20 protein-coding genes are annotated in these 24,121 nt (G+C 61.6%); 7 read left to right on the forward strand and 13 right to left on the reverse strand.

From position 1 onward, the window contains the following. The coding region (locus TL5118_RS18500) for an IS5 family transposase (protein WP_058260712.1) at window positions 1-292 on the reverse strand (292 nt) is incomplete at its 3' end. Between the two features lie 151 nt (window positions 293-443). Beyond that, window positions 444-1,652 (reverse strand): aminopeptidase P family protein, encoded by a 1,209-nt coding sequence (locus tag TL5118_RS18505; protein ID WP_058242342.1) that lies wholly within the window; start codon window positions 1,650-1,652, stop codon window positions 444-446. Window positions 1,653-1,845: 193 nt separating this feature from the next. Here TL5118_RS18505 and TL5118_RS18510 point away from each other — a divergent pair, with 193 nt between their 5' ends. After that, complete coding sequence (locus tag TL5118_RS18510; protein WP_058242341.1) at window positions 1,846-2,847, forward strand: P1 family peptidase; 1,002 nt, start codon at window positions 1,846-1,848, stop codon at window positions 2,845-2,847. Window positions 2,848-2,929: 82 nt separating this feature from the next. Here TL5118_RS18510 and TL5118_RS18515 read toward each other — a convergent pair whose 3' ends face one another. Continuing rightward, on the reverse strand, window positions 2,930-3,721 hold the full coding sequence (locus TL5118_RS18515; protein ID WP_058242340.1) for a hormone-sensitive lipase: 792 nt from the start codon (window positions 3,719-3,721) through the stop codon (window positions 2,930-2,932). Between the two features lie 109 nt (window positions 3,722-3,830). Here TL5118_RS18515 and TL5118_RS18520 point away from each other — a divergent pair, with 109 nt between their 5' ends. Next, window positions 3,831-5,312: an NAD-dependent succinate-semialdehyde dehydrogenase gene (locus tag TL5118_RS18520; RefSeq protein WP_058242339.1), complete on the forward strand. Its 1,482-nt coding sequence runs from the start codon at window positions 3,831-3,833 to the stop codon at window positions 5,310-5,312. Window positions 5,313-5,369: 57 nt separating this feature from the next. Here the strand turns inward: TL5118_RS18520 and TL5118_RS18525 are convergent, their stop codons facing one another. After that, window positions 5,370-6,584, reverse strand: a complete 1,215-nt coding sequence (locus TL5118_RS18525; RefSeq protein WP_058242338.1) for an aminotransferase-like domain-containing protein — start codon at window positions 6,582-6,584, stop codon at window positions 5,370-5,372. Between the two features lie 158 nt (window positions 6,585-6,742). On the opposite strand from TL5118_RS18525, the gene TL5118_RS18530 reads away from it, so the two are divergent. Both TL5118_RS18530 and TL5118_RS18535 read left to right on the forward strand, forming a co-directional pair. Next, window positions 6,743-8,929: an esterase-like activity of phytase family protein gene (locus tag TL5118_RS18530; RefSeq protein ID WP_058242337.1), complete on the forward strand. Its 2,187-nt coding sequence runs from the start codon at window positions 6,743-6,745 to the stop codon at window positions 8,927-8,929. Window positions 8,930-8,993: 64 nt separating this feature from the next. After that, on the forward strand, window positions 8,994-10,067 hold the full coding sequence (locus tag TL5118_RS18535) for an NAD(P)-dependent alcohol dehydrogenase (RefSeq protein ID WP_082638150.1): 1,074 nt from the start codon (window positions 8,994-8,996) through the stop codon (window positions 10,065-10,067). Between the two features lie 94 nt (window positions 10,068-10,161). Here TL5118_RS18535 and TL5118_RS18540 read toward each other — a convergent pair whose 3' ends face one another. The 5 genes from TL5118_RS18540 to TL5118_RS18560 form a co-directional block, all read right to left on the reverse strand. Continuing rightward, window positions 10,162-10,632 carry an Hsp20 family protein gene (locus TL5118_RS18540; protein ID WP_058242335.1) on the reverse strand — a complete coding sequence of 157 codons (471 nt, stop codon included), beginning with the start codon at window positions 10,630-10,632 and terminating at the stop codon, window positions 10,162-10,164. Window positions 10,633-10,754: 122 nt separating this feature from the next. Further along, on the reverse strand, window positions 10,755-11,636 hold the full coding sequence (locus TL5118_RS18545; RefSeq protein WP_058242334.1) for a trypsin-like serine peptidase: 882 nt from the start codon (window positions 11,634-11,636) through the stop codon (window positions 10,755-10,757). Window positions 11,637-11,714: 78 nt separating this feature from the next. Then, entirely contained in the window at window positions 11,715-13,040 is a 1,326-nt protein-coding gene (gene glcF / locus TL5118_RS18550; RefSeq protein ID WP_058242333.1) for a glycolate oxidase subunit GlcF, read from the reverse strand. A 3-nt stretch (window positions 13,041-13,043) separates the two neighbouring features. After that, the gene (locus TL5118_RS18555; RefSeq protein WP_058242332.1) at window positions 13,044-14,165 is read right to left on the reverse strand and encodes an FAD-binding protein; all 1,122 of its coding nucleotides are present in this window, start codon (window positions 14,163-14,165) and stop codon (window positions 13,044-13,046) included. Window positions 14,166-14,266: 101 nt separating this feature from the next. Next, on the reverse strand, window positions 14,267-15,706 hold the full coding sequence (locus tag TL5118_RS18560) for an FAD-linked oxidase C-terminal domain-containing protein (RefSeq protein ID WP_058242331.1): 1,440 nt from the start codon (window positions 15,704-15,706) through the stop codon (window positions 14,267-14,269). Between the two features lie 118 nt (window positions 15,707-15,824). Between TL5118_RS18560 and TL5118_RS18565 the strand changes: the two genes are divergently transcribed. The 3 genes from TL5118_RS18565 to TL5118_RS18575 all read left to right on the forward strand — a co-directional run bounded on the left by TL5118_RS18565 (window position 15,825) and on the right by TL5118_RS18575 (window position 17,420). Further along, complete coding sequence (locus TL5118_RS18565) at window positions 15,825-16,235, forward strand: CopD family protein (RefSeq protein ID WP_058242330.1); 411 nt, start codon at window positions 15,825-15,827, stop codon at window positions 16,233-16,235. Window positions 16,236-16,250: 15 nt separating this feature from the next. Next, entirely contained in the window at window positions 16,251-16,982 is a 732-nt protein-coding gene (locus TL5118_RS18570; RefSeq protein WP_058242329.1) for a DUF599 domain-containing protein, read from the forward strand. A gap of 69 nt (window positions 16,983-17,051) precedes the next feature. Next, the gene (locus tag TL5118_RS18575; protein WP_058242328.1) at window positions 17,052-17,420 is read left to right on the forward strand and encodes a hypothetical protein; all 369 of its coding nucleotides are present in this window, start codon (window positions 17,052-17,054) and stop codon (window positions 17,418-17,420) included. Between the two features lie 2 nt (window positions 17,421-17,422). Here TL5118_RS18575 and TL5118_RS18580 read toward each other — a convergent pair whose 3' ends face one another. From TL5118_RS18580 to TL5118_RS18595, 4 genes are read right to left on the reverse strand one after another with little or no spacing between them, the layout of a single operon-like run. Further along, window positions 17,423-19,471 carry a hypothetical protein gene (locus TL5118_RS18580; protein WP_058242327.1) on the reverse strand — a complete coding sequence of 683 codons (2,049 nt, stop codon included), beginning with the start codon at window positions 19,469-19,471 and terminating at the stop codon, window positions 17,423-17,425. Continuing rightward, window positions 19,468-22,236 (reverse strand): DUF4159 domain-containing protein, encoded by a 2,769-nt coding sequence (locus tag TL5118_RS18585; protein ID WP_058242499.1) that lies wholly within the window; start codon window positions 22,234-22,236, stop codon window positions 19,468-19,470. The genes TL5118_RS18580 and TL5118_RS18585 overlap by 4 nt, the downstream gene beginning before the upstream one ends. Beyond that, window positions 22,236-23,111, reverse strand: a complete 876-nt coding sequence (locus TL5118_RS18590; RefSeq protein ID WP_058242326.1) for a DUF58 domain-containing protein — start codon at window positions 23,109-23,111, stop codon at window positions 22,236-22,238. Before TL5118_RS18590 ends, TL5118_RS18585 begins: the two co-directional genes overlap by 1 nt. Next, window positions 23,108-24,115: an AAA family ATPase gene (locus TL5118_RS18595; RefSeq protein WP_058242325.1), complete on the reverse strand. Its 1,008-nt coding sequence runs from the start codon at window positions 24,113-24,115 to the stop codon at window positions 23,108-23,110. Before TL5118_RS18595 ends, TL5118_RS18590 begins: the two co-directional genes overlap by 4 nt. Window positions 24,116-24,121 lie beyond the last annotated feature (6 nt).

Genomic DNA, 24,121 nt, shown 5'->3' on the forward strand with positions numbered 1-24,121 from the left:
TCAGATAAGTGGCGTCGATCATCACGGTCTTCTCTTCCCCGTGCTCGGCTGCTAAACCCGCCATCATCCGAGCAAAGATTCCCTTGTCGCTCCACCGCTTCCAACGGTTGTACAGCGTCTTGTGAGGGCCATAGGCAGCAGGCGCGTCACGCCATCGTAAGCCATTGCGATTGATGAAGATAATTCCGCTTAACACACGACGGTCATCAACGCGTGGCTTGCCGTGGGACTTCGGGAAGAAGGGCTCAAGACGCGCCATCTGCGCTTCGCTTAACCAGAAAAGATCAGACATGTTCACCGCTCGTTTTTCGAACTGTGAATCACGCCCCTACGCGGAAATCAATGGGTCCTGACCCTAGCAATCAGCATATAGCGCCCCTACTCACAGCCACAAAAAAAGGGAGGGCAATTCGCCCTCCCTTCCTTGCTTTTAGAAAGCGGCCTCAGCCAACCACGTTGAACTCCGGTCCGTAGGGGTAGCCGGTGATGTTTTCATTGCCGTCTTCGGTGATGATCAGGATGTCATGTTCGCGGTAGCCACCCGCGCCCGGCTGGCCGTCTGCAATGGTCAGCATCGGCTCCATCGAGATCACCATGCCCGGCTCCAGCACTGTGTCGATGTCTTCGCGCAGTTCCAGACCCGCCTCGCGGCCATAGTAATGCGACAGCACCCCGAAGGAATGGCCATATCCAAAGGTCCGGTATTGCAGCATGTCGCGTTCGGCGAAGAACTCATTGATCTGATGGGTCACCTCGGCGCAGCTGGCCCCGGGTTTCAGCAGCGAAATCCCCAATTCATGGGCGCCGACATTGGCCTGCCAGTAGTTCAGGCTGGCGTCATCCACCTCACCAACAAACATCGTGCGTTCCAGCGCGGTGTAATAGCCCGAAATCATCGGGAAGGTGTTCAGCGACAGGATATCGCCGCGTTGCAACCGGCGCGAGGTCACCGGGTTGTGGGCGCCATCGGTGTTGATGCCGGATTGGAACCAGACCCAGGTGTCACGGTATTCGGCATCGGGGAAGCGTTTGGCAATCTCCAGCTCCATCGCGTCACGGCCGGCCATGGCCACGTCAATCTCACGCACGCCTTCCTTCACGGCGTCACGGATCGCATAGCCGCCCACATCTGCCACAGCGGCCCCGGCGCGGATCATCTCCAGCTCGGCGGCAGATTTGTGCATCCGCTGGCGCATGGTCGGCTCATAAAGGTCAACGGTTTTGGCGGGGCTCAGGAAGGCATCCAGCTTGGATTTCTGCAGCAGGCTCAGGTGGTCGCTCTCATAGCCGATCACCTTGCCAGACCCGGTGACCGACAGGATGGCGCGCCAGTAGTTGTCACGCTGCCAGTCGGTGTAGGTGATGTTGTCGCCATAGCAGCGCCGCCAGGGCTGACCGGCATCAATACCGGCCGAGATGGTCACACATTCGCTGGCCGTCACCACCAGCGCATAGGGCCGTCCAAAGGCGCAGTAGGTGAAGCCCGAATAGTAAGAGATGTTGTGCATTGAGGAAAACACAGCCGCGTCAGCCCCTGTGTCGATCAGGATCTTGCGCAGCCCTGCGACACGCGCGGCATATTCGCTGTCTGCAAATTGCAGGGCAGCTTTTTCCCCATTGTGGAAACGATAGAACTCAGGACGAGATGTCATTTGTTGACCCTCCTTAACGAAAAGAAAGGTCCCGGCGTTCAGGACGGATTGCACGGTGGCCCATTGTTCTGGCTTGCCTCAGGCAAGCAACAATGCGGGCGACGCCATCGCCCAGCCCCGTATATGCCACAACTTGCCGATCCCGCAGATTCAGGCAAGATGTTTTGCGACCTATTTGACGGAAAAACGAACTATGCCCGAAAAATCTGACCCCGGCCCACGTAATCTGATCACCGACGTAGCGGGGCTGCGTGTTGGCAACGCCGAAGATCCCCATATCAAAACCGGTGTGACCGTGCTGCTGGGCGATCAACCCTTCACATGCGGGGTGCATGTCATGGGCGGCGCGCCCGGCACCCGCGAAACCGATCTGCTGGCGCCGGATAAAACTGTGGAACAGGTCGACGCGCTGGTCTTGTCCGGCGGTTCGGCCTTTGGGCTGGATGCGCCCTCGGGCGTTGCCGACGCACTGCGGGCCCAGGGGCGCGGCTTTAAGGTGGGCGATCAACTGGTGCCGATCGTGCCCGGCGCGATCCTGTTTGACCTGATCAACGGGGGGGACAAGAACTGGACCGAAAACCCCTATAAGCGCCTCGGCGCCAGCGCGTTGACCAATGCTAGCGAAGATTTTGCCCTCGGATCCGTCGGGGCTGGCACCGGCGCAACCACCGCCAATCTGAAAGGGGGGCTTGGATCGGCCTCCTTCACCCTACCCTCAGGCCACACCGTGGCGGCGCTGGTTGCGGTGAACGCGCTGGGATCCGCGGTTGTCGGCGACGGCCCGCAGTTCTGGGCCGCGCCCTTTGAACAGACAGCGGAATTTGGCGGTAAAGGCGTGGCGCAGCACTACCCTGAGACCCACGTGCCGCCCACAAAACTGGCTGCCCATGCCAACACCACCATTGGTATCATCGCCACGGACGCTACATTGACCCAGGCGCAATGCACCCGTTTGGCCACCGCCGCCCATGATGGCTACGCCCGGGCGCTGTTTCCGGCCCATACGCCGATGGATGGGGATCTGATTTTCGCCGCCAGTACCGGCAAGAAACCCCTGACCGATCCAGTTGCCGATACGCTCTATCTGGGCCATGCGGCCGCAACCGTGATGGCGCGCGCCATTGCCCGCGCGATCTTTCACGCCAGCGAACAGCCCAATGACGCCCAGCCCACCTGGGCCGCGCGCCACGGTTAGGGCCGTGCCTCTTTCAACGTTTCAAAAATACTCCCGCCGGAGGCTCCGACACAGCCACCGGCGGGATGCTTAATACGGGGCGCTAGCCCAGCAACCGGGTGATCATCCGCCCGTCGCGCTCCTGCAAACCGTCGATCACGTCGAAATGGTGTTTGCCAGCATCGATCACACAGTCACAGCCCCAGGCCTCCCCAAGGGCGGTGGCCTGTTCCAGAAACACCGGACGCTCTTCACCGCCAACCCAGGCGATGACCTCAACACCCTCCAGCGGTTGCTGTAGCACCGGGCTTTCGGCGCGGGCATCGCTGTCGTCCATCTTGAACTTTTCATTCATGGAGGTCTTCAACAACGGGCGCAGGTCGGCCACCGGCGAAATTGGCATCACCCGCTTGACCCGGGCTGCCACGGCCTCCGGCAACAGCCCCGGCACCACCATCCGGGCCACCAGATGCCCCCCCGCCGAATGACCCGCCAAATGGATCGGTCCAGCCACCATTTCTGCCGCCACCGGCACCATACGGGCAATCTGATGGGTGATCTCGGCGATCGAGACATCGGGGCACAGATCATAAGACGGCATCGCCACGGCCCAGCCGGCCTCCACCGCGCCTTGGGCAAAATGGGACCAGCTGGATTTGTCAAAGGCCAGCCAATAGCCGCCGTGCACAAAAACCAACAGCCCCTTGGCCTGACCTTCGGGCTTGAACAGATCAAACCGATGCCGCGCGCCCTCGCCATAGGACAGGTCCAGTTCGGCCAGCCCGGCCTCCATCATACCTTCGCGAAACCCAGCAGCGGCGGCGGCCCAGCGGGGCGGGAATGCCTCAGCTCCTTCGATATAGGCGCCATTGGCATATGCGTCGTCCAGTTCCATCACGTCTTCCCTGTCGAATTTGATCACTTTTTCTGGACAATCCTAGCGCCAGATGCTCTGCCTGTGCCAGAGCTAATCAGCGCCATGAGAATTTCCGGGAGGGTACCACATGCTCGATAAAGCCACCGATCTGAAATCGCTTCTGAAGGACCCAAGCCTGCTGGCCACGCAGGCCTATATTGCAGGGGACTGGGTCGACAGTGACACCGGTGCGACCTACCCGGTAACCAACCCGGCCCGCGGCGATGTGATCGCCGAAGTAGCAGACCCCAGCCGCGCGCAGGTGGCTGAGGCCATCGCCAAGGCAGAGGTTGCCCAGAAAGAATGGGCCAGCTGGACCGGTAAAGAGCGCGCTGCAGTGCTGCGCCGCTGGTTTGACCTGATGATGGAACATCAGGACGATCTGGGCACCATCCTGACCGCCGAACAGGGCAAACCGCTGGCTGAGGCAAAGGGTGAGATTGCCTATGGCGCCTCTTTCATTGAATTTTTCGCCGAAGAGGCCAAACGAGTCTACGGCGAAACCATTCCCGGCCACCAGCGCGACAAGCGCATCATGGTGATGAAGCAGCCTATCGGCGTTGCCGCCTCGATCACGCCGTGGAATTTCCCCAACGCGATGATCACCCGCAAGGCAGGCCCTGCACTGGCCGCCGGCTGTGCCTTTGTGGCCCGCCCGTCCGAGCTGACACCGCTGTCGGCGCTGGCACTGGGTGTACTGGCCGATCGCGCCGGTCTGCCCAAGGGCATCTTGTCGATCCTGCCAACCACGGATGCCCCCGGCACCGGCCAGGAATTCTGTGAAAACCCGATTGTGCGTAAACTGACCTTCACCGGCTCCACCAATGTGGGCCGCATCCTGATGCGTCAGGCCGCCGATCAGGTGATGAAGTGCTCGATGGAACTGGGCGGCAACGCGCCATTCATCGTCTTTGATGACGCCGATCTGGACGAGGCGGTGGCGGGTGCCATCATGTGCAAGTTCCGCAACAATGGCCAGACCTGCGTCTGTGCCAACCGGATCTACGTGCAGGACGGCGTTTACGATGCCTTTGCAGCCAAGCTGAAGGCAGCCGTTGAGAAAATGACCGTCGGCGATGGTCTGGAGGCCGGCACTGACTTTGGTCCGCTGATCAACGACAAGGCCATCGCCAAAGTGCAGGAACATATCGCAGACGCCACCGCCAAAGGCGCTGAGGTCATCCTAGGGGGTGGTGAGGCGCTGCAGGGCGCGGGCCACTTCCTGCCGCCAACCATCGTGACAGGCGCCACCAAAGACATGCAGTTTGCCACGGACGAAACCTTTGGCCCGCTGGCCCCTCTGTTCCGTTTCAAGGACGAAGACGAGGTAATTGAACTGGCCAATGACACGATCTTCGGTCTGGCCAGCTACTTCTACGCCAAAGACCTGAGCCGTGTGTACAAGGTGGCCGAGGCGTTGGAATACGGCATCGTTGGCGTGAACACCGGCATCATCTCAACCGAACTGGCCCCGTTTGGTGGCGTCAAACAGTCCGGTCTGGGCCGCGAAGGCAGCCGCCACGGCATGGAAGACTACATGGAAATGAAATACGTCTGCCTGTCGATCTAAACAGACGCATCCGTATGGACCAGAAACGGCCCCATCTTGGGGCCGTTTTTTGTGGACTTAAGCCAGTGCCTCTGTGATCACCCGGCCCAGCCGGGCAATGCCTTCATCGATCTGTACCTGGTCCGGGCTGGAGAAGTTGAGGCGCAGCGTGTTGCGCCCATCGTCATCGGGGTAAAACGCCCCGCCGGGCACAAAGGCCACCTTTTCATCCCGCAGCGCCGTCGCCAGCAGATCAGCGCCATCCATCCCCGCAGGCAGGGTCATCCAGACAAACATGCCGCCCTCAGGGTGGGTCCAGTCAACGCCGTCTGGCATGTGACGCGTCAAAGCCGCCAGCATCCGATCCCGCCGCGCCTTGTAATGGGCACAGAGCCGTTGCGTGTGCTCCTCAAACCCGTCCGCAGCGACATGGGCCACAGCCATCTGGTTCAGCGTTGCCGTGTGCAGATCTCCCGCCTGTTTCAACAGCACCATCTGATCAATCACCGGCCGCGCCGCACAGACCCAGCCGATACGCAGCCCCGGCGACAGAGTTTTGGAAAAAGACCCGCAGTAAATCGTGCGACACTGATCCAGATCACCCTTCTCAGCCAGTTCCAGCGCCAGGATCGGCGGGATATCTTCGCCCTCATAGCGCAGCGATTGATAGGCGGCATCTTCGATCACCACGCAATCCAAGGCCTCGGCCTGGGCCAGAACTTTTTGCCGTTCCTCCAGTGACAAGGTGATGCCTGTAGGATTGGCGAAATCTGGGGACAGGTAGCTGAATTTCACCCGCCCCCCTGCGGCCTCTGCCTCGGCGCGCAGCTCATCGGCGGATCGATTTCCCATCGGGTCCAGCCGGTCAAAACGGGGTTCATAGGCGTTAAACGCCCCCAGCGCGCCCAGATAGGTTGGCCATCCAACAAGGGCCGTGTCGCCGGGTGATAGGAACAGTTTACCCAGATAGTCCAGCGCCTGCTGCGAGCCTGAGGTGATCAGGATATTGTCCGCGCCGCACGGCACCCCCAGCTGCGTCATCCGTTCCGCGATCCACTGCCGCAGGGGTGGATAGCCTTCTGAGGTGGAGTATTGCAGCGACAGGGCGTGCTGCCCGTCAGACAACGCAACCGCCATCGCATCGCGGAATTTTTCGGCCGGAAAAAGCGCCGGATCAGGAATGCCCCCGGCAAAGGAAATCACATCCGGCTGATCCAGAAGTTTCAAAAGCTCACGGATTTCCGATGCTTTCATGCGCGAATTGCGGGTTGCAAAGAACGAATCGATCTTCATAAGGCTGCCTCCATGGGTTTGGACCCTGCGCGGCGACCTGAGGTAAGTCAATATAGCTGACATAAATCGTGATCAGTCTGAAATGCTTCATCAAACCGTCACCTGCCTGTCATCCGGCCCGTGCAAGGCCTGCCACAGATATGACAAGGGAGAGCCCTATGACCTTTCGCACGATCTGCCTGACCTCCGCGATTGCCCTAACGGCGGCAGCGGCCAGCGCTGAACAGAACTTCAACCGCATCGCCTCTTTCGCGACGCCGCTGAACATGGCCGCAGGCGAAGACCGCAACCGCGAAACCTCGGCTGAAATCATTGCCGCCACCGCCGATGGCATGACGCTGGCCTATACCGACAGCCCGCTGGGCGTGCTGGGCCTGATCGACATCACCGATCCCGCCAACCCACAGCCGCTGGGCAATATCGCGCTGGACGGTGAGCCGACGTCGGTCGCGATTATCGGACAAACCGCCTATGTGGGCGTGAACACCTCGGAAAGCTACACAGCGCCGTCGGGCCACCTGTCGGTCATTGACCTGACCAGCAAGGCAGAACTGGCCCGTTGTGATCTGGGTGGCCAGCCTGACAGCGTAGCCGTTGCCAAAGACGGCAGCTTCGCCGCCATCGCAATTGAAAATGAACGGGATGAGGATCTGGGTGACGGCCGCACCGGCCAGCTGCCCGCCGGCTTCCTGTCGCTGGTGCAGATCAAAGATGGCACTGCCGATTGCGGCACCGTGCAGGCGGTTGATCTGACCGGTTTGGCCGCAGTGGACGGCCACGATCCTGAGCCGGAATTCGTTGACATCAACACCAAGGGTGAGGTTGTTGTATCGCTGCAGGAAAACAACCACATGGTGGTGGTTGCCAAAGACGGCAGCATTCTGAACCACTTCTCCGCAGGTGCCGTGGATCTGGACGGGATCGACACCAAAGACGAACGCGGCGCGCTGATCTTCACCGATGCGCAGGCGCAGGTGGCGCGTGAACCGGACGCAGTCAAATGGCTGGATGATGACCACTTCGCCACCGCCAACGAAGGCGACATGGACGGCGGTTCGCGCGGCTGGACCCTGTTCCACAAGGATGGCAGCGTTGTTTACGAAAGCGGTGTCAGCTTTGAACACGCGCTGGTTCAAATCGGCCACTACCCCGACAAACGCTCAGACAGCAAAGGTGTTGAGCCCGAGTCGATCGAAACCGCCACCTTTGGCGGCACGCCGATGGTCTTTGTCGGCTCCGAACGCGGCTCTGCTGTTGGGGTCTATGACGTGACCACCCCCGCTGCGCCTGAACTGACCCAGATCCTGCCCTCAGGTGTTGGTCCCGAAGGCTATGTCGCGATCCCGGCGCGCAACCTGCTGATCTCGGCCAATGAAAAGGACCTGATCGAAGACAAAGGCCCGCGCAGCCATGTGATGATCTACGAATATCAGGACGCGCCCGCACAGTATCCGATGCTGACCTCCGAAGGCACGGATGAGCTGATCGGCTGGGGCGCGATCTCCGGCATGGTCGCGGACAGCGACGGCATGATCTACGCGGTGAACGACAGCTTCTATGGCTTCCAGCCGTCGATCTTCAAAATTGATCCCAGCCAGACGCCCGCCCGCATCGTGGATGTGATCCGCGTGCACCGTGCCAACGGTCAGCCGGCACAGAAACTGGATCTGGAAGGTATCACCCTGGACGGCAAAGGCGGCTTCTGGCTGGCCTCAGAGGGCCGCACGGACCGCGCCATCCCACATGCGATCTACCACGTTGACAGCAAGGGCCTGATCAAGAGCCACAAGCAGGAATTTGGCCTTCCGGCTGAGCTGATGGCGGTGGAAAAACGTTTCGGCTTTGAAGGCATCACCAAGGTTGGTGACACGCTGTGGATGGCGGTGCAGCGTGAATGGAAAGATGATCCCAAGGACCACGTCAAGCTGGTCGCCTATAACACCAAGACCAAGGAATGGGGTGCCGTGCATTACCCCAAAGCCGCACCTGCCAAGGGCTGGGTCGGCCTGTCCGAGATCGTGGCGCATGGCAACTACGTCTATGTGATCGAACGCGACAACCAGATCGGGGCCAATGCGGTGACAAAGAAGATCTACCGTATCCCCGCCGCCGACATGGTGCCGGCCCCGCTGGGTGGTGCGCTGCCTGTGGTCAGCAAAGAAGAGGTGCGCGACCTGCTGCCCGACCTGAAACAGCTGAACGGCTACGTGCAGGACAAGGTGGAAGGTCTGGCGATCCTGCCCACCGGTGAGGCCATCGTCTCAACCGACAACGACGGGGTGGATGACCATTCGGGCGAAACCCTGTTCTTCTCCATCGGTCAGATCAACAAAGACGCCTCCTAAGCGACGGTCTGATCTGATGTGAAGGGCGCCCTATCTGGGGCGCCCTTTCTATTTGGCGAAGGCGATGATCCAAACATTTCTGCATGGAACCCAACCGAAGTTCGCCAATTCGCAGGCTTGGATCTCGCGCCTATGTTGCGTGCAACCGATGTTGACCAAGGACACTCCGATGCGTGCGATGATCTACCGCCACTATGGCCCCGCCGAAAACGTGCAGCCCGCCGAACGCCCCAAACCCAGCCCCCGCCGGGGTGAGGTTTTGGTGAAACTGACCACCAGCAGCGTGACGACCGCCGATTGGCGTTTGCGCGCTTCGGCCTTTCCAGGGGGCCTCTGGCTGCTGGGCCGGTTGATGTTTGGGCTGTTTCGCCCCCGCCAACAGGTGCTGGGCGGCGAGTTTGCCGGCCGGGTTGAGGCCTGTGGTGAAGGTGTCAGCGATTTTGCCCCCGGCGACCGCGTCTTTGGCTTCGCCGGCCACGGGGCACATGCGGAATATCTGACCATCAAGGCCAAAAGCTGCATCGTCAAAACCCCGGAAACCCTCAGCGATGAAGAGGCCGCGGCCCTGCCCTTCGGCGGGTTGGCCGCTTTGGTGTTCCTGCGCGATATCGCCAAGGTGCAACCGGGTGAAGAGGTCCTGATTCCTGGCGCCAGCGGCGGCGTGGGTCTTTATGCAGTGCAGATCGCCAAGGCACTGGGGACCAAGGTGACCGCCGTGGGCAGCACCGGGTCCCTGGCCCAGCTGCGTCAGCTGGGCGCGGACCGGGTGATCGACTATACCCAGCAAAACCTAAGCGCCGCCGGACGTGACTATGACGTCATTCTGGATCCTGCTGGTTTCCTGCCCTTCCCCAAAGGGCGCAGCCTGCTGAAACCTGACGGTCGCTTTGTAGCGTTGAATTTTGGCTGTGCCGAATTTGGTCAGATGATCGCCAATAAATTCCGGCAAGGCCCGCGTCTGATCATCGGGGTGAATGAGGACAAGCAGGAGGACCTGCGCGCTTTGCTGCGGATGGTCCGTGATGGTCAGGTCCGTCCGGTGATCGGTCACCGGTTTGACCTTGCCGATATTCAATCCGCCTACCGTCTGGTCGAAAGCCGCCGCCGCAACGGTGCGGTTCTGCTGCGGATCGCCTGACCCACAAACGAAGAAGGGCAGAGCCGAAGCTCTGCCCATGGCCCTGACAGGCCATCCGACGGGGAACGTCGGGGGGGGAGGAGTATGGAGGGGGTTAGTTCACCGCTTTGGCGTCAACCACATCCTTCTCAACCGCAGCACCGGTGGTGATGGCAATGCGGCGCGGCTTCAGTGCTTCGGGCACTTCGCGGGTCAGTTCGATATGCAGCAGACCATCCTGATGGATGGCGCCGGTGACACGCACGTGATCGGCCAGGGTAAAGCGGCGCTCAAAGGCACGGGTGGCGATGCCACGGTGCAGGTACTGAGCGGCTTTGTCATCTTTTTCACCCTTACGGGCAGCGATGATCAGCGCGTTTTCCTTGACCTCAACGGTCAGGTCGCTTTCGGAAAAACCAGCAACGGCAATCGAGATGCGATAGGCGTTTTCGTCGGTTTTTTCGATGTTATAGGGGGGGTAGCTCGGCTGCGGCGCGTCATTGGTAAAGACGCGGTCCATCATGTCGGCGATTTGGTCAAAACCAACAGAGGCGCGGTAGAGCGGGGCAAAGTCAAAAGAACGCATTATGGGTATCCTCCATCTGAGCGAAACCAGTGTTAACTGCCTTCCATCTTGGACAGGCAGGGGGTCCGAGGCCCATCATTGGCGCCCCGATGCATCAGATGTGGGAAGCGTTTTTCGGGGTTTCAACCCCCTCCGACAGAAACGAATTTCGCGCCGATATTTGCGCGGTTTTTCTCGGTTGCGGCATTGCCACGGGTGACGGTTGGGCGGGTGACACCCACCCCGGATTTCAACTGCGTCCGCAGCAGATCCACTGACGCATCCAACTGGCTGCCCAACGCCACTTTCTCACCCTCAGCTTCGGCCTTGGCCGAGATCACCGAAACGATCCGCGGGATGCCACCAGACATGGAAAACACCGGCGCCCCGGAGGAGCCAAAATCAACATCGCAGGACAGAACAAAGACCCCCTGCTGCTGCCCCATGACCGAACAGATCTCTTGCACAGACGGGGCTTCGGCCCGGTCATGCGCGTAGGAGACAACGCCCACCCGGTCCCCGGTGCCTGCGTCGCGCATCACCTGAAACGGCTCAATCGCTCCATTGCGGATGGGATGCGCCAGTTCCAGCAGGGCCAGGTCAGCGCGCACCCGTTCGGCGGTCACCGGCCCTTCGAACCGGTATGAGGGATGCATCACCACCCGGCGCACCTGGCGGTAGGCCTCGGCCCGGCCGTTGCGCATACCGGCCTGAAACTCAATCTTTGAGGTATCGATCTGCGCGCCGCTTTGGCGGTCAAACAGGCAATGGGCCGCGGTCAGCACCAGATCCGGCGCAATCAGCGCCCCGGTGCAAAATCCACGTCCGGCCAGATCCAGCCGACCGACCGCTTCCCAGCCTTTGCTGTCCTCACCGGTATCCAAACGGCGCAGGCGACTGTCCTGCGCGGCCAGTTGCCCAGCCCCCATCGGAACGGCCAGCATCACGCCAAACACCAATAAAGGTGCCTTTTTGACCAACGGGGTCAGGGCTAATTCAATCGCCGAAGCCAAGAAACGCAGCATACAAGAATCCTCTCTCTGCGACCCTCTTAGCCAAGGCTTAGGGCGAAAATGGGGCAGTGAAGCGCCCCATTTCCGACGTCACTTCAGGATCGGCACGCCGGTATGGCGCTTCTCTGCCCCGTCGCACAGGGCTGGCGGCTTGGGGCCACCATTAGCCCAATCCAGCAGCTCAACCGTATGTACAATCGGCACTTCGGTGGCAGATCCGATCTGCATCATGCAGCCAATATTGCCTGCAGCGATGACATCAGGGTTCCTTGCCTCCAACGTCCGCACCTTGCGCTGTTTTAGCTGGCCCGAGATTTCAGGCTGCATCAAATTGTAGGTCCCGGCCGAGCCACAGCACAGGTGGCTGTCGGCAGGTTCCACCACGGTGAAGCCCGCCTTTTTCAGCAAGTCCTTGGGATAGGTCTTGATTTTCTGCCCATGCTGCAGTGAACAGGCGGCGTGATAGGCAATGGTCATGCCTTTGTCCGCACCTTCCGGCAGGTCCAGTTTCATCAAGACCTCAGAGACATCCATCGCAATCTCGCTCACCCGTTTGGCCTCGGCGGCTAGGGGATCATTGCGGAACATGTGGCCGTAGTCCTTCACCGTGGTGCCGCAGCCTGAGGTGTTGATGACAATGGCGTCCAGCCCTTCACCATCCATCTCCGCGACCCAGGCGAGGATATTCTTGGCCGCCGTTGCGTGGCTGTCAGATGTTTTGCCCATGTGATGGGTCAGCGCACCGCAACAACCTGCTCCTTCGGCAATCACCACGTCACAGCCCATGCGTTTCAGCAGCCGGATGGTGGCATCGTTGATATCGGTGTTCAGCGCCTTCTGCGCGCAACCCGTCATCAGGGCCACACGCATCTTGCGCGGCTGTTCAGCAGGGAACGTCTGCGGATCATCATTGCGGCTCACTGGCGGGATCACCTTCGGCGCCATCTCCAGCATCGCCCGCAACCGCGCATCCGGCATCAACCGGGCAAAGGGCCGCCCGATCTTGGCCCCCAGCAGCGCCATACGGAAGCGCATGGGATAGGGCAGGATCTGCGCCAGCACCCAACGCAACGCCCGGTCGGTGAAGGGGCGCTTATAGTTGTTCTCAATATACTCACGCGCATGATCTACCAGATGCATGTAGTGCACGCCCGAGGGGCAGGTGGTCATACAGGCCAGGCAGCTGAGGCAACGATCCACATGTTTCACCGTCTTCTCATCCGGCACCCGTTCGTTTTCCAGCATATCTTTGATCTGATAGATCCGCCCACGCGGGCTATCCAGTTCATCCCCCAGTACCTGATAGGTTGGGCAGGTTGCGGTACAAAAGCCGCAATGCACACAGGCGCGCAGGATTTCATTGGCCCGCTGGATGCCGGGATCCTGCAGCTGTTCTTCGGTAAAAGTGGTCTGCATATCTTACCCCATCAGCCCTGCGTTCAGGATCCCGCGTGGATCGTATTTCTGCCGAATGCCCTTGCTCAGCGCCGCCACGGGGGCCGGTTCAGGCTGCAACATCGCCACCCGCGCTTTGGTCTCGGATGAGGCGCGCACCAAACTGGCATGGCCTCCCATATCAGACAGCGCTGACCGAATATCGCGTCCCGCAGGCATCAAGACCCAGACGAGACCTCCGCCCCAATCATAGACCACCGCCTTGGCGTCCAGCGCCGCAGCCACCTTGGGCCCATCCGACGGTTTCACCGAGATCCGCCAAACATCGCCCTCCTGACCGGCAAAGGCCTCGACATCCCGGATCCACTTCCAGCCTGCCGCCAAACGCTCTGGCGCGGTCTCCACGCTCAGGTCACCAAAGCCCCCCAAGAGACTCTTCAACTGCTCCGCCCGATAAGCCACGGAGCCTTCAAAGCCTTCAACGCGGATCATCGTCACCGGCGCGCCGTCTACGCCCACAGGTGCATGGGCCGCACCCGTCACATCAAACGGCGATCCTAACGCCGCCGACATCGCCTGTACCGCCACGTCATCTGACAGCCCTTCGATCAACACGCAGGCAGCAGCTTCGGGCTGCGGCAACACCTTGAAGCTCACTTCGGTCAGCACCCCCAAAGTGCCGTAAGATCCGGCCATCAGCTTGACCAGATCGTAGCCGGTGACATTCTTCATCACCCGCCCGCCATTCTTCAGCGCAACACCGTTGCCATCGACAAACCGCACGCCCAGCAGATAATCCCGACAGGCCCCCGCCTGGACTCGGCGCGGGCCCGAGATATTGGCAGCCACCACACCACCCATCGTCGGCACCCCCGTAGTGCCCAGCAGCGCGCGATGATCCATCGGTTCAAAAGGCAGGCGCTGGCCTTCGGTCGCCAGCAGCGCCTCAACCTCAGCCACCGGGGTGCCGGCCTTCACCACCAGCGTCAGCGCGCCGGGCTCATAAAGCTCCACCCCCGACAATCCGCCGGTTTCCAAAACGTCACCTTCAGGCGCCATGCCCCGTGTATTGCCGCCCCGGATGGACAGCGGCGCAGCGGCGCCTTTGATGATCTCGGCCAGTTCGGCCTCTGTTTCAGGTCTCATGTTCACTGTTTCCAAAATGCTCCGGGGTGAATGGGGTCATCGCCAGATGACCGCAGAGGGGCAGCGCCCCTCTCACCACTGCAAAACCCCGATTGTCCCTGTCACTCTGCCGCGATCCGGCGGGTTTCACTGGTCGCCAGCGGGAAGACCTTGGCGGGATTGAGCAACCACTTCGGGTCAAACACATCCTTCACCGCCATCTGTGCTTCCATGTCCTGCGGTTCAAACTGGTCGACCATCAGGTCCCGTTTTTCGATACCAACGCCATGTTCACCGGTCAGGCAGCCGCCCACCTCCACACAAAGCTTCAGGATATCGGCGCCAAAGGCTTCGCATTTCTCCAGATCGCCCGGCTTGTTGGCATTGAACAGGATCAGCGGATGCATATTGCCGTCGCCCGCGTGGAACACATTGCCAACACCCAAGCCATATTCTTGGCTCATCTCGCCAATCCGGCGCAGCACATAGGGCAGCTGGTTCACGGGGATTGTGCCATCGAGACACATGTAATCGTTGATCTGCCCCATCGCACCAAAGGCCGATTTCCGGCCCAGCCAGATGCGGGCGCTTTCATCGGCACTGGTGCTTTCGCGCAGCTCCACCGGGTTGTGCGACCGGGCGATGGCCAGGATCTTGTCCAGCTGTTCGGTGATTTCCCCGTCGCTGCCTTCGACCTCAACGATCAGCAACGCCTCGCAATCCGGGTAGCCTGCCCCGGCAAAGGCTTCGGTGGCGCGGATACAGGGGCGGTCCATGAACTCAATCGCCACCGGCAGCACGCCGGCCTTGATGATGTCACTGACGCATTGGCCGGCCACTTCATTGCTGTCAAAGCCCATCAGAACCGGTCGCGCCCCTTCAGGTTTGCGCAGGATGCGCAGGGTGGCTTCGGTCACCACACCCAGCTGCCCTTCGGATCCGCAGATCACCCCCAGCAGGTCCAGCCCACCGCTGTCCAGATGGGCGCCGCCAATCTCGACCACAGTGCCATCCATCAGCACCATGGTGACCCCCAGCAGATTATTGGTGGTCACACCGTATTTCAGGCAATGCGCCCCGCCCGAGTTCATCGCGATATTGCCAGAAATGGCACAGGCCAGCTGCGACGAGGGATCAGGCGCGTAGAAGAAATCCTCTTCCTCCACCGCGCCGGACACGCTGAGGTTGGTGCGGCCGGTCTGCACCCGAATGAACCGGTTGTCATAGTCGGTTTCCAGCACGTCATTCATCCGCGCCACGCCCAGGATCACCGAATCCGCCGTGGGCAGGGATCCTCCCGCCAATGAGGTGCCCGCCCCGCGTGGCACCACAGGCACATTCATGTCGTGGCAGATCTTCAGAACCGCTGCGACCTCTTCGGTATTGCGCGGCAAAACGGCGGCAAGTGGCGGGCAGCGATAGGCCGTCAGCGCGTCACACTCATAGGCGCGGGTCTCGGCCTCTTCATGGATCACCGCATCCTGCGGCAGAACCTCTTGCAGTTTTTTGACCAATACCGGCTTCAGAGCCAGCACATCTGGGTCGGGTTTGGGCATTTCCATAAGCACCTCCCTGGAATTGGTAAGTTTATATAACCAAAAATTTCCGCACTGCAAATCTTTTTGCAGATGTGACCGGGGCGCACTTGTGCAGGTATCCACAAAACGGGCAGAAGGAGGCATGGAATGGGTCAAAATTATACATATCCTCTGCGTCATGGGCTGGATGACCAGCATCTTTGCGGTGCCGCGTGCGCTGATTTACTGGAAACGGGAATATGACCGGCTGGGGGAATTTGGCCCCCTGGGCGATCTGACCGTGCGGCTCTATCGATTCTCAGCGGGGCTTGGCGTGATTGCGCTGGGAACCGGGCTGTGGCTTGGATGGGATCTGGATTTCCCGGCATGGGTCTGGCTGAAGCTGACGCTCGTCGGTGCCCTCGCCGCGCATTACATCTGGACCGGCAAACTGGTCATCGCCGCGCGCCGGGGCGTCTTTCGCGAAAGTGAGATGTTCCTGCGCATCTTCAACGAAGTCAGCGTCTTCGGTGCCATTGCCATCCTCTGGGTGGTGGTGGTTAAACCGTTCTGATCCGGAGCGGCCGCAATGACCCCCAGCCTCACCCCTGTTGAGATTGCCCGCCTGTTTGACTGGCTGGATCTGGCCGCGTTGGGACTGTTGTTCTTTGCCTGGATGCTGATCGGCTGGCTGATCCAAAACCCTCCGAAATCACGACCCTCCGTTTCCGTTCTGATGGCGGAATACCGGCGCGAATGGATGCGCCAGATGGTGACACGGCAGCCGCGGATCTTTGACGCGCAGACCCTTTCTACCCTGCGGCAGGGCACATCGTTTTTTGCCTCAGCCGCGATGCTGGCCATCGGGGCGGCGCTGGCGGCCATTGGCAATGCCGAACAGCTGGTTGGGGTGGCCAATGACCTGTCGCTCAACAGCGATCCTAAGTTTGTGTTCGAAGCCAAGCTGATCGTGGTGCTGTTTTTCCTGACCAATGCGTTTTTGAAATTCGTCTGGTCGCACCGGCTGTTCGGCTACTGTGCCGTCCTGATGGGCGCGGTACCGAATGAAGTGGACGATCCGGTTTCAATCCCACGGGCGATGAAGGCGGCGGAGATCAACATCACCGGCGCGCGCAGCTACAATCAGGGCCTGCGATCGATCTATTTCGCGCTGGCCAGCACCGTCTGGATGATCGGACCCATCGGGCTGATCCTGGCCACATGCATCACCTTCGGCGTGTTGTGGCGGCGCGATTTTGCCTCGCGTTCCCGCGAAGCATTGATGGCGCTGACAGATGACATAGGGCACCGCAAATCCTGAAGCAGGGCTGACATATCTCACACGCCATCGTGACCCCTGAATGCCACCCGGGCTGATACACTACTGCACATGACCTGTTTCCTTCGTTCCGTGATCGCCGCGCTGTTGATTTGCAGCGCCACCGCCACCCTGGCCGACGCGCCAGAAATCATCACTGTCAGTGCCGAACGCTCTGGTATGGGGTGGCGCATCGATGTCACCATCCGCCACAATGACACGGGCTGGGATCACTATGCTGATGGTTGGGAGATTCTGGATGCCAATGGCAAACGTCTGGGTCTGCGCAAACTGATGCATCCACATGTGGACGAACAGCCTTTCACCCGCTCACTGCGCTCGGTCATGGTGCCCGATGGGACGGAGGTGATCTATATCCGCGCCCGCTGTTCAACCGATGGCTGGCACGGCGATCAGGTCGCCGTCCCCCTCAGCCACTAGGCTCAGCGCCGGCCTTCCCGCAGCCAGGCGGCCAGGGTCAGCCCCAAAACCAAAAGCATTACCAGCCAGGGCGGCATCAGCGGCAGACGGGTCACCGCCAGTGTCTCCGTCGCTTCGCGCGGGGTCAGCCCCAGCCAACCACGCCCCGCCGCGGGGCGGCCCGGGCGCACATCGCGCAAGCGGGGGGTGCCCTCCTCCATCAGCCACACACCACCGCGCGCTTCAGCCATCAGCGGGGCCAGCGGCGCCGCACTGGCAATGGTTTCTTCAAACTCACGTGGGGCGGCCGGGCCAAGGCCAATCACCGCTTCGACATCGTCCTGATTAAGACGATAAAGCCCGATCTCCGGCCCCTCATAGGTGGCCTCATAAGACCCCGGGCCAGTTTGCAGCATCTCAACATCCACCACATCCCCGTCAGGGGTCGTGATGCTGAGCGGCCCAACCTCTTCGCCCAAGGTGCGGCGCAGGATCCGCATTTCCTGCCCAATCGCGCTGGCGGACAGGGTTTCCTCCTCCAGCTCAGGTTCTTTCATCATCCAATGGGCCAGACGGCGCAGCAGCTCCAGCTGCGGTCCACCGCCCTCAAAGCCGCGATCCCACAGCCAGGCCTGATCCGAACCCAAGAGCGCAATCCGCCCTTCGCCCACCCGGTCAAGGATCAGCAGCGGCTCATCATCAACGCCGGACATCACAACCGATCCGGCCTCCGGCGCCAGTTGCACCTGCCGCATCCAGCGCCCCCAATCCGGACCATCAGGCGCCTGCAGCCCCGCCGTTACAGGGTGGCGTTGCCCCAGATCGGTGACCTCAGGCTGATAGCCCTCATCAATGACACGCGCTGTAGGACGCCCCGGAAGAATAGTGCCAAGCGGGGAGCGATAGAGCGAATCCGCGCTGGCAAAATCCGGCCCCGCCGCCACCAGTACCGCACCGCCATCACTGACATAACGCCGGACGTTTTCCAGATAGATCGATGGCAGGATCCCACGCCGTTTATAGCGGTCAAAGATGATCAGATCGAAATCATCGATCTTTTCCAGAAACAGCTCACGCGTCGGAAAGGCAATCAGCGACAGTTCCGCCACTGGCACGCCATCCTGTTTTTCAGGCGGACGCAGAATGGTGAAATGCACCAGATCGACCGAGCTGTCTGATTTCAAAAGGTTGCGCCAGGTGCGCCCACCCGGATGCGGCTCCCCGCTGACCAGCAGGACCCGCAGGCGGTCCCGCACCCCGTTGATCTGCACGATGGCGGCATTGTTGCGCGCCGTCAATTCCCCCGCCGCTTCGGGCACGGCGAACTGGATCACGTTGCGCCCACCATGGCTAAGGGTGATCGGCACCTCAAAGGTCTGCCCCAGTGGCACTGCCGTCACGAACGGCGCCTCACCATCGACAGACAGGGACAGCTCCACCAACCCGATGCCGGGCGGTGGGTTGCCCTGATCCTCCACCCGCAGGGACAGAACAACAGGTTCGCCCAGAATCGCAAAGGCCGGGGCGTTTTCGACGATCAGACGGCGGTCCCAGTCGCCCGCGACCCCGCTTTGCAGCAGATGCATCGGTGCAGGCAGATCGGGCACCTGATCCAGATCGTGCACGCGGCCATCACTCAAAGCAAAGACACCGGCGATGCGGGCGCGTGGCTCCTCTGCCAGGGCGGCGTTCAGGGCGCTCAGCAGCTGGGTGCCGCTGTTGTCGGCGCCGTCGCCCACGGTGATACGGCGCACCTCCGTGTTAGGGCGGGCGGTCAGCGTCGCCTCAAGCGCGTCTGCAGCGGCTTGCGTTTGTTGTGCCCGCGCCGCCAGAGTCTGACTGGCAGACTGATCCACCAACATCAGCACAATATCCGAGAGCGTCGCGCGCTGCTCCTGCCGCAGCGACGGTCCGGCCAAGGCTGCCAGCACAACCAACCCGGCCAGAAGCCGCAGCGCCCAACCAGACAGTCCGCGCGCCCAGGCCAGCACCGCTGCGCCCAGAACCACCGCTGCCAAAACAGCAATCAGCGTCAGCGACAGAAGCGGGTCAAATGTGATCTCAGCCGTCATTGTCCCAACCTGTCCAGCAGCGCAGGCACGTGCACCTGATCCGATTTGTAGTTCCCAGTCAGCACATGCATGACCAGATTGACCCCAAAACGATAGGCCAGTTCGCGCTGGCGTTCGCCGGAAAACCCACGCCCGATCGGGAACATCGCATTACCCCGCGCATCCATCGCCCAGGCCGCAGCCCAGTCATTGCCGCCAATCACCACCGGGGTGACGCCATCATTCAGGTTGCGAAACGGCATGCCCTCAACCTGTTCAGCGTCTGCCGGTGCGGCCTCCACCCAAATGTCACGCCCCATATGGCGGCCGGGGAAATCCTGCAGCAGATAGAAGGTGCGGGTCAGTACATGGTCCACCGGCAAAGGCTCCAACGCGGGGATGTCCAGCGGTTCCGCCAACCGGCGCAGTTTGCGCCCATTGGGGCTGGAGGTGCCAAATCCCGCCACATCAGCGTCACGAGTGTCAAACAGGATCATGCCGCCAGACCGCAGGTAGCGGTTCAGCCGCGCATAGGCCTCCACCGAGGGGATCGACTGCGCCTCTGTGATGGGCCAGTAGAGGAAGGGGAACAGCGCCAACTCATCCCGCTCCAGATCCACGCCGATGGGCTCGGCAGGCTCCACCGAGGTGCGGAAAAACAGGGTTTCGCTGAGGCCACGCAAACCAGCCTCTGACACTTGATCGACGCCCGCATCACCAGTGCGGATATAGCCCAAAGCCAGTTCAGCCGTGGCCCGCAGTGCAAAGGAATCATCGGCATGGGCAGGCTGCGGTTGGGCCAGTGGTAAGGCCAACAGAAGCAGGACCGCCGCCTTGTTTGGCCGAAGGGCCAGCCGCCCCGAAAGGGCCAAGGCCGCAATCACATCCAGCAACAACAGGATCAAAGCCAAGGCCAACAGATAGCCCGCCAACATCAGCGGTTCGGCCCGTTCCAGCCCCTCAACCCGGACGGAGGAGGGCCATTCAGCCGCCACGATCTGTTGATCCGGCTGCATGACATTGCGTGCCAGCGTGCGTGTCGGCCCTTGATAAAGGCCGGGGTGCACCTGCGGCCCCAAAGGCGCCTCGACCAGATCTTCGCCCGCGATGCCCGGCAAGGTGCCTGCGTCGTGCAACCGGCCAAAACCATCCAGCACCCGCTGCGGCTGCCAGGTGGTGCCGGCCAGATCCGCAGCCTCCGGTTGCCCGGTGACGGAGGAGACCGCCAGACGGTCCAGCATCTGCACAAACAGCCCCGACAGCGGCAAAGACGACCATTCCGCATTGGCCGAGACATGCACCAGCACAACCCGTCCCTGCCCTAAAGGTTTGCGTGTCACCAGGGGGGTGCCATCACTCAGTTCTGCGATCACACGTTCGGCCAGCGTTGGGTCCGGCTGCGCCACCACCTGGGCGGAGATCGAAACATCCTCTGGCACGGGCAGGCCGTAAAACGGGCTTTCTTCTTTGAAAGGGGCCAATGCCTTGGGCGCGCCCCAGCTCATCGCGCCGCCAACCGTGCGCCCACCTGAACGCAAACGCACAGGCAGCAACGGGTGTTCTTCGCTGCGGGCCAGATCGCTGGCCGCCAGACGCGGCCCGGCAAAGCGCAACAGCAGCCCACCCTCTTCGACCCAAGTGACCAGCGCGGTTTCCTCCGCCGGGGTTAGGTCCGCCACATCCGCCAGGATAATCACATCCGGGTTTGCCGGAATGACCTCTTCAATCGCGCCGTCCAGCAGATCAGCGCTGGGGGCGAGGGCTTGATGCAGGTAATGCAGCGGCGACAGCAGCTCCAGCCCTTCGCGGTCCTGCCGCCCGGTGATCAGCGCCACTTCGCGCCGGCGCAGGCTGTCATCGCTCAGCACCACGGCACCGGCGCTGCGGGTACCCTGCAGATCAAACCGGCTGACCCGCGCCCGCAGTTCCGCCGGCAGCGACAGGCGCACTTCAGCCGCATCCTGCCCCGCAGCAAACTGCAGGGGCACCGTCGCCAACACCCGACTGACGCCTGCCGGATCCCGCCCATGGGCGCGCATCACATGGTCCGAGGCCAGCGAGGACCGGCTGCGGGTGGCGCTGATCAGGATCTCACCATCCGCAAACTGCGCCGGGTGCAGCGCCACCACGGCACTATCGCTTTCAAACACGGTAACCGGGCCGCGATCCTCCGCCATCTGCAGGACCGCCGCGCGTCCGGGGTAGCTCACCCCGTCTGACATCCACAGGGTTTCAAACTCGCCTCCCACGACGGACAGGATAGCTGCAGCACGTGACAGGGTTTCAGCACTTGGCCCCCAGGCACGGGGTTCAACCCCTTCCAACTGGCTGGCGATCACATCTGCGGGCTGAAAGCTGACCGGGCGCGGATCGCTTAGCGACAAAACAGCTGCCACACGGCCCTCACGCCCAGCCTCACGCAGCAATTGCCCCGCCAGTTCCATCCGACGTGGCCACCCTTCGGCACCTGCCCAGCTGCCGTCAAAAATAACCACCAGTGGCGCGTCGCCCTGTTGCTCAGCCGTGTCCGGGTTCAGGATCGGCCCGGCAAGGCCGATGATCACCGCTGCCGCTGCCAGCATGCGCAACAGGATCAACCACCACGGTGTCTTGTCGCTGACGGTGTCTTCGTCGCTCAACCCCAAGAGCAGGATCACCCCAGGGAAGCGGCGCCGGATCGGCGCAGGCGGCACGGCGCGCAACAGGATCCACAGAACCGGCAGCCCGACCAGCGCCCAAAGCAGCCAGGGCGTGGCAAATCCAATGTGCGACAGGGTGGCGAACATCACGCGGTCCCCCGGTTTATCGCCTGCCACAGCCACATCAGCGCCATCTGCGCGGCGTCATTGCTGTGATGACAGTGATATTGCCAGCCCGTCCGCAATGCCAATTGACCCAACTCATCCTTGCGCTGCGCCAGCCGACGCAGGTAGCGATCCCGCAGTTCACCCGCTTTCAGCGTTTCATGGCGCAGGCTGCCACCCATGCTTTCAAAAATGGTGCGCCCGCGGAAAGGAAAGGATTCCTCACTGGGGTCCAGCACCTGTAACAACACCCCGCGCACACCGCGATCTGCGGCTTTGGTCAGCGCCTCGCGCAGCGGTGTCAAATCCCCCATGAAGTCTGAAACAAACAGACCCCGGGCCTGCGGCAGCATCGCGCGGGCCTCCGGTACGCCGTAATCCTCTGCGCTCTCGGTGCTGAAAAACTCGGCCAGACGCAGGATCTGATTGTTGCCCCGGCGCGGTGGCAACAGGGTGCCAGACAGGCCCACACGTTCGCCGCCACGGATCAGCAGGATCGCTGTTGCCAGTGCCAAAACACGGGCCCGCTCCAGCTTGCTGGGCAGTGATTTATCGGATGAAAACTGCATCGAGGCCGATTGATCCACCCAGAGGATCACACTCTGCGCGATCTGCCATTCACGTTCGCGCACAAACTGCGCATCCCCCCGTGCCGAGCGGCGCCAGTCAATCATCCGGCGGCTGTCACCAGCCTGCACCGGACGGTACTGCCAGAAATCATCCCCCATGCCCGCGCGACGGCGGCCATGTTCGCCCAGCAGTACGGTTCCGGCCAGATGTTCAGCCCGCGCCAGCAGAGGCGGCAGGCTGGCGGCCTGCGCCTCGGCGCGCGCCCTGAGGGATGCCTCTGGACTCACGCGGCGGCCTCAACCCGCATGATCCGGGCAACGGTTTCCTCAATCAGCTCAGCCAGGCTATCGCCGCGCGCCCGGGCGGCAAAATTCAGCGCCATCCTATGGCTCAGCACCGGCTGCGCCATCGCCGCCACATCTTCGACGGAGGGGGCCAAACGCCCCTGTAACATCGCGCGCGCGCGCACTGTCAGCATGAGCGCCTGCGCCGCACGGGGGCCGGGCCCCCAGGCCACGGTTTCACGCACCCGCGCATCGGCGCTGTCATCTTCGGGCCGGAAGGCCCGCACCAGATCAAGGATCGCCTCTACCACGCTGTCCCCGACGGGCATCTGCCGCAGCAGGGTTTGGGCACGGATCAGCTCCTCAGCGGTGAACACTTCATGCGCCTCTTCTTCCTCGACACCTGTTGTGGCCAGCAGAATGTCACGTTCCGTTGCGCGGTCAGGATAATGCACGTCGATCTGAACCAGGAATCGGTCCAGCTGCGCCTCGGGCAGCGGATAGGTGCCTTCTTGTTCAATGGGGTTCTGGGTGGCCAGCACGTGGAACGGCGGTGACAGTGGCCGATCCTCACCCGCGACGGTCACGTGCCGTTCCTGCATGGCCTGCAGCAAGGCCGATTGGGTCCGTGGCGAGGCGCGGTTGATCTCATCCGCCATCAGCAATTGGCAAAAAATCGGTCCCGGCACAAAACGGAAGGCCCGCCTGCCATCACCTTCGGTGTCCAGTACTTCAGACCCCAGAATATCAGCAGGCATCAGGTCCGGCGTAAACTGGATGCGGTTGCCGTTGAGCCCCATCACAGTGCTCAGCGTGTCAACCAAACGGGTTTTCCCCAAACCCGGCAGGCCGATCAGCAGCGCATGGCCACCGCACAGCAAGGCAGATAGCGTCAGGTCCACCACCTGTTCCTGCCCGATGAAACGCCGGGTGATCGATTGCTTGGCTTTTGCCAGTTTTTCCTCGACCGCTTCGATTTCGACCACCAGGTCGGTTGCGTCACTCATGGTCAA

The organism is Thalassovita autumnalis, from assembly GCF_001458255.1.
Classification (GTDB): Bacteria; Pseudomonadota; Alphaproteobacteria; order Rhodobacterales; family Rhodobacteraceae; genus Thalassobius; species Thalassobius autumnalis.

What these genes read in the sequence shown, in the direction of transcription:
- TL5118_RS18555 (WP_058242332.1), bottom strand. Translation starts at nt 14,165, where the DNA reads ATGAGACCTGAAACAGAGGCCGAACTGGCCGAGATCATCAAAGGCGCC.
- TL5118_RS18570 (WP_058242329.1), top strand. Translation starts at nt 16,251, where the DNA reads ATGACCCCCAGCCTCACCCCTGTTGAGATTGCCCGCCTGTTTGACTGG.
- TL5118_RS18525 (WP_058242338.1), bottom strand. Translation starts at nt 6,584, where the DNA reads ATGAAGATCGATTCGTTCTTTGCAACCCGCAATTCGCGCATGAAAGCA.
- TL5118_RS18530 (WP_058242337.1), top strand. Translation starts at nt 6,743, where the DNA reads ATGACCTTTCGCACGATCTGCCTGACCTCCGCGATTGCCCTAACGGCG.
- TL5118_RS18510 (WP_058242341.1), top strand. Translation starts at nt 1,846, where the DNA reads ATGCCCGAAAAATCTGACCCCGGCCCACGTAATCTGATCACCGACGTA.
- glcF (WP_058242333.1), bottom strand. Translation starts at nt 13,040, where the DNA reads ATGCAGACCACTTTTACCGAAGAACAGCTGCAGGATCCCGGCATCCAG.
- TL5118_RS18535 (WP_082638150.1), top strand. Translation starts at nt 8,994, where the DNA reads ATGATCCAAACATTTCTGCATGGAACCCAACCGAAGTTCGCCAATTCG.
- TL5118_RS18575 (WP_058242328.1), top strand. Translation starts at nt 17,052, where the DNA reads ATGACCTGTTTCCTTCGTTCCGTGATCGCCGCGCTGTTGATTTGCAGC.
- TL5118_RS18585 (WP_058242499.1), bottom strand. Translation starts at nt 22,236, where the DNA reads ATGTTCGCCACCCTGTCGCACATTGGATTTGCCACGCCCTGGCTGCTT.
- TL5118_RS18505 (WP_058242342.1), bottom strand. Translation starts at nt 1,652, where the DNA reads ATGACATCTCGTCCTGAGTTCTATCGTTTCCACAATGGGGAAAAAGCT.
- TL5118_RS18580 (WP_058242327.1), bottom strand. Translation starts at nt 19,471, where the DNA reads ATGACGGCTGAGATCACATTTGACCCGCTTCTGTCGCTGACGCTGATT.
- TL5118_RS18520 (WP_058242339.1), top strand. Translation starts at nt 3,831, where the DNA reads ATGCTCGATAAAGCCACCGATCTGAAATCGCTTCTGAAGGACCCAAGC.
- TL5118_RS18545 (WP_058242334.1), bottom strand. Translation starts at nt 11,636, where the DNA reads ATGCTGCGTTTCTTGGCTTCGGCGATTGAATTAGCCCTGACCCCGTTG.
- TL5118_RS18540 (WP_058242335.1), bottom strand. Translation starts at nt 10,632, where the DNA reads ATGCGTTCTTTTGACTTTGCCCCGCTCTACCGCGCCTCTGTTGGTTTT.
- TL5118_RS18565 (WP_058242330.1), top strand. Translation starts at nt 15,825, where the DNA reads ATGGAATGGGTCAAAATTATACATATCCTCTGCGTCATGGGCTGGATG.
- TL5118_RS18560 (WP_058242331.1), bottom strand. Translation starts at nt 15,706, where the DNA reads ATGGAAATGCCCAAACCCGACCCAGATGTGCTGGCTCTGAAGCCGGTA.
- TL5118_RS18515 (WP_058242340.1), bottom strand. Translation starts at nt 3,721, where the DNA reads ATGGAACTGGACGACGCATATGCCAATGGCGCCTATATCGAAGGAGCT.
- TL5118_RS18595 (WP_058242325.1), bottom strand. Translation starts at nt 24,115, where the DNA reads ATGAGTGACGCAACCGACCTGGTGGTCGAAATCGAAGCGGTCGAGGAA.